This window comes from Hyphomonas sp. UBA3601, assembly GCF_002375605.1.
GTDB lineage: Bacteria > Pseudomonadota > Alphaproteobacteria > Caulobacterales > Hyphomonadaceae > Hyphomonas.
On record NZ_DFME01000025.1, the window covers coordinates 1 to 299 of the forward strand.

The window sequence follows — 299 nt, forward strand, 5'->3', positions numbered from 1 at the left end:
AAAGCGTACCAGTTCGCCTGATCGAAGACTGAGCCTGACCAGTTCCGATCACTGCCGATATTGGCAACACCTGCCATGCCGGTAAGCTCGTACTCTTGCGCAACGCCATCGATCACGGAGGCAACGCTTGTGCCCTCACCCTTGGCGTGCGTATCGGCCGACAACACCTCTTCCCAGAGCGTGCCCAAATAGGCGAGATGGGTCGAGAAGCCGAGATACTCCTTGGTGATCTGGAGTTCCATCATCAACGGCGTTTCCGGCATCGCGCCGAACAGCGGATGGAAGGGCTCGCGCGGCTG

1 pseudogene is annotated in these 299 nt (G+C 59.2%); it reads right to left on the minus strand.

Going from position 1 to position 299, the window contains the following annotated elements:
* Positions 1 to 299, minus strand: a pseudogene (locus B4F73_RS02490) (alpha-glucuronidase); the annotation flags it as partial.